5 protein-coding genes and 1 other RNA gene are annotated in these 4,111 nt (G+C 72.1%); all 6 read right to left on the bottom strand.

Annotated features, from left to right (window positions below; genetic code table 11):
• Positions 1 to 1,086, bottom strand: a 1,086-nt coding sequence (locus HUU96_RS12415) for a DNA polymerase III subunit gamma/tau (RefSeq protein WP_174293083.1), incomplete at its 3' end; no start/stop codon positions are given.
• 101 nt (positions 1,087 to 1,187) lie between these two features.
• Positions 1,188 to 2,042: a class A beta-lactamase gene (gene bla, locus HUU96_RS12410; protein ID WP_174293082.1), complete on the bottom strand. Its 855-nt coding sequence runs from the start codon at positions 2,040 to 2,042 to the stop codon at positions 1,188 to 1,190.
• A gap of 115 nt (positions 2,043 to 2,157) precedes the next feature.
• An RNA gene (gene ffs / locus HUU96_RS12405) (signal recognition particle sRNA small type) lies at positions 2,158 to 2,255 on the bottom strand.
• A 36-nt stretch (positions 2,256 to 2,291) separates the two neighbouring features.
• Positions 2,292 to 2,600 carry a 2Fe-2S iron-sulfur cluster-binding protein gene (locus HUU96_RS12400; protein ID WP_174293081.1) on the bottom strand — a complete coding sequence of 103 codons (309 nt, stop codon included), beginning with the start codon at positions 2,598 to 2,600 and terminating at the stop codon, positions 2,292 to 2,294.
• Positions 2,597 to 3,763 (bottom strand): cysteine desulfurase family protein, encoded by a 1,167-nt coding sequence (locus HUU96_RS12395; protein WP_438827082.1) that lies wholly within the window; start codon positions 3,761 to 3,763, stop codon positions 2,597 to 2,599. The genes HUU96_RS12400 and HUU96_RS12395 overlap by 4 nt, the downstream gene beginning before the upstream one ends.
• Positions 3,721 to 4,111 (bottom strand): aminotransferase class V-fold PLP-dependent enzyme (locus HUU96_RS12390; protein WP_174293080.1); only part of this gene is annotated, 391 nt, incomplete at its 5' end. The genes HUU96_RS12390 and HUU96_RS12395, both read right to left, overlap by 43 nt.

Below are 4,111 nucleotides of genomic sequence, written 5' to 3'. Positions count from 1 at the left end.
CTCGTCATGACCGCGCAGCATGAGCTGCCACAGCCGGTGGAGCAGCGCGAACGACAGCCCTCCCGCCCACTCGGCCCGCGCCGCGCGCTCCTCCGCCGACAGCGCCGGGTCGGGTGGCGTGCCGACCTTGGCGAGCGTCACGCCGTGCACCGTCTCCAGCAGCGCACGCAGCACCGCCAGCGGATCGACGCCACCGTCATATTGCCGCCGCATCCCGGCCAGCGCCCCCGCCCCGTCGCCGGCCAGCACCAGCGCCAGCAGGTCGCGCACCGCGCCGCGATCGGACAGGCCGAGCATCTGGCGAACGGCGGCGGCGGTGACCCCGCTACCCTCCAGCCCGGCATGGGCGATCGCTTGGTCGAGGATCGACAGCCCGTCGCGCGCCGACCCTTCCGCCGCGCGGGCGATCAGGGTCAGCGCCTCGGGCTCGGCGGCCACCTCCTCCAGCTGCGTGATCCTGCGGAAATGCTCGGCCAGCATCTCGGCGGAGATGCGGCGCAGGTCGAACCGCTGGCAGCGCGACAGCACCGTCACCGGCACCTTGTTGACCTCGGTGGTGGCGAGCACGAACTTCACGCTCTCGGCCGGCTCCTCCAGCGTCTTCAACAGCGCGTTGAACGCGTTCTTGGAGAGCATGTGGACTTCGTCGATGATGTAGATCTTGTAGCGCGCGTTGAACGCGGTCATCCGCGAGGCGTCGATCACGGCGCGCATGTCGTCGACGCCGGTATGGCTCGCCGCGTCCATCTCGATCACGTCGATGTCGCGGCCCTCGGCGATGGCGCGGCAATGCTCGCACACGCCGCAGGGGTCGATGGTCGGGCCGCCCTGCCCGTCCGGGCCGATGCAGTTGAGCGCCTTGGCGATCAGCCGCGCTGTGCTCGTCTTGCCGACGCCGCGGACCCCGGTCATCAGGAACGCATGGGCGATCCGGTCGCGCTTGATCGCGTTGCCCAGCGTCGTCACCATCGCATCCTGTCCGATCAGCTCGGCGAAGGTCTGCGGCCGGTATTTGCGCGCCAGCACGCGGTAGGGCGTTGCGGCGGCAGGCTGTGGCGGCTCACCCAGGTCGAACGAACCGGTCACCGGCGCGCGCTCGTCGACAATTGCAAAGGGTGACGCGGGCAGGTCATCGTGCGGCTATGCCCGATCGCGGCGCGGGAGGACAGAGACGGCGCACCGCGCGTTCAGCCGATCCATGCCGCCACTGCCCGACCGATCGCGGCATGGGCGGCATCGCGGGCGGCGTCGTCCACCGCCGGCGCGTCGACCAAGCTGGCGACGATGATCGGCCGCCGGCCCGGCATGGGCCAGGCGACCGCGACGTCGTTGGCGGCACCATGCTCGCCCGTGCCGGTCTTGTCCCCCGCTCGCCAGGCCGCCGGAAAGCCGGCGCGCAGCCGCTTGCCGCCGGTACGGCATCCCTCCAGCCAGCCGATCAGCAGCGCCCTCGACGCCGCCGACAGCACCGTACCGGTCGTCAGCGCCACGACCAGCCTCAGCATCGCCGCCGGCGTGGTGGTGTCGCGCGGATCGCCCGGCAGGTTGGTGTTGAGCCCTGGCTCGTTCCGGTCGAACTGCGCGACCGCATCACCCCAGCCGCGCACCGCCCGCGTCAGTCCTGCCGGGCCGCCGACCAGCGGCAGCAGCAGATTGGCCGCGGCATTGTCGCTGAGGGTGATCGCCGCCTCGCATAGCGCCGCGACCGGTAAGGCCCCTTCGGCGAGATGCGCTCGCACGGTCGGCGCGTTTGGGGGCAGGTCGGCATCGGTGAAGCGCACGGGTTGGGTCAGCGCAAGCCGTCCGCGATCGACGCGGGCGAGGACGGCCGCGACCAGCGGCAACTTGAACACCGAGCAATGCGCATAGCGGGCGTGCGCGTCGAGCTCCAACCGGCGACCGGTGGCGGTGTCGAGCGCGGCGACGCCGAGGCGACCGCCGCGCAGGGTGGCGCGGATGGCGGTGAGGTCGGGTTCGACCGGGGCGAGGCCGGTCAGGCAGAGCGCGCCGGTGGCGAGTAGCGTGTCGCGGCGGGTGAGCATTGAGGTACCTCCGACCGGGGCACGCCGCGGCGAAGCCGCGTCGTCAGACGGTGCGATGCACCGCTGGCCGCGCTTGCGCGTCTTGTACGCAGCATTGCTGCGCACATGCGCGCTGCGCGGTGGGAGCCGGAACGACCCGCGGCGAAATCGTTGCGGCTGCTTCCTTCCGGACCTGACCGGGTTGGCGACGACCACGTCCGCCCGACTCCCAGGGGCGCTATGCCGAAGCGGCGCGGCGCGATCAACCCGTCAGCGCGGCACGCGCACCGTCAGCTGCTCCAGCCCGGCGGGCAGCACGATCTGACACGCCAGCCGGCTGAACCGCCTCGCGCCGGGGACCAGGTCGAGCAGATCCTCCTCCTCGGCGCTCGGCAGAGGCAGCGACGCAAGGTCCGCGGCGTCGATCAGCACATGACAGGTGGCACAGGCCATCTCGCCGCCGCAGGTGCCCTCCAGGGGCTGCCCGGCAGCCTGCGCGACATCGAGCAGCCGCGCCCCCGTTGCCGCATCGGCATCGGTCACACGGCCATCCGGGCCGACAAAGGCGATCCGCGTCATGCCGCCACCCGCTGCGCCCGCGCCGCCGCGTCAATGCGGTCCAGCGCCGCGGCAAGCTCGTCCTCGCCCGTATAACGACCAAAGCCGATCCTGATCGACGTGCGCGCCTGCGCATCGGTCAGGCCGATCGCACGCAGCACATGGCTCGGACGTCCCGAGCCGCTGGCACACGCCGACCCCGCGGAAAAGGCAAGGTCGCGCAGGTCGCTCATCAGCCGATTGACGTCGAGCCCGGCGCGGCGGACGTTGAGGTTGCCATGGTAGCGGTGCGTGTCGTCGCCATTGAGCAGCCACTCCGGTCGCGCCAGCCGTTCGCGCGCGATCCGCCACAGCGCCTCGACATCGCCATTGCCCTGTGTCGCCAGCAACGCCGCCGCCGTACCGAAACCGGCGCACAGAGACGGGCTTAGCGTGCCCGAACGCAGGCCGCCCTCCTGCCCGCCGCCATGCAGCAGCGCCAAAGGCTCGCAGCCGTGCCGCACCCACAGCGCACCGATCCCCTTGGGGCCATACACCTTGTGCGCCGACACGGCGACGAGGTCGCACGATTGCAGCGGCAGCGGCACGCGCCCCCAGCCCTGCACCGCATCGCATAACAGCAGCGCGCCCGCCCGCGCGGCCAGCCGGCCAAGCTGCTCGATCGGCTGAACGACCCCGATCTCGTTATTGACCAGCATCGCCGCGACCAGCGCGGTCCGTTCGTCGATCGCCGCCGCTGCGGCGTCGAGGTCGACGATGCCTGCCCGGTCGACCGGCAGCACGACGACATCCGCACCCTCGGCGGCCAGCGCCGCCACCGTATCGAGCACGCAGGCGTGTTCGGTCGCGATCGTGACGATCCGCGGACGCTGGCCTCGCAGCCGTCGCCAGCTACCCTGGATCGCCCAGTTCGCCGCCTCGGTCGCGCCGCTGGTGAAGAACAGCCGGCCGGCATCGGCCTGATCCGCTTGGCTAATCAGCGCCTTCGCCACCTGATCCCGCGCCACCTCCACCGCCGCCTTCGCAGCCCGGCCCTCGCGGTGCGGCGAGTGCGGGTTGGCATGGCCGTCGCGCAACCAGGGCAGCATCGCCTCCAACGCCTCGGGCGCGAGCGGCGTCGTCGCCTGGTAGTCGAGATAGGTCATGCCGCGAAGCGCGACGACGCGCGCGCCATCGCCCGCCATGCGGCGATGAACGCCTCGACATCGTCAGCGCTGGTGTCCCGACCAAGGCTGACACGGATCACCTCGCGCGATGCCGCCTCGCTCCAGCCCATCGCGGCGAGGACGTGGCTCGGTTTCATGCTGCCGCTCGCACACGCGCTGCCCGCCGACACCGCGAAGCCCGCAAGGTCGAGGCGGATCAGCTGCGTCGCCGACGCGACCCCCGGCAGCCGGTAGGAGCCGATCGCCGGATAACGCCGCGCCCCCGCGCCGACGACCTCGCCGCCCGACCGCAGAACCGCATCGTCGAGCCGCGCGCGCAGGATTCCCAGCCGCGCCAGGTCGACCGGCTCCGCCAGCGCGGCGGCG

Source organism: Sphingomonas bacterium, assembly GCF_903644135.1.
Classification (GTDB): domain Bacteria; phylum Pseudomonadota; class Alphaproteobacteria; order Sphingomonadales; family Sphingomonadaceae; genus Sphingomonas.
The sequence above is the reverse complement of the archived record's forward strand: the minus strand, read 5'-3'. Positions and strand labels throughout refer to the sequence as shown.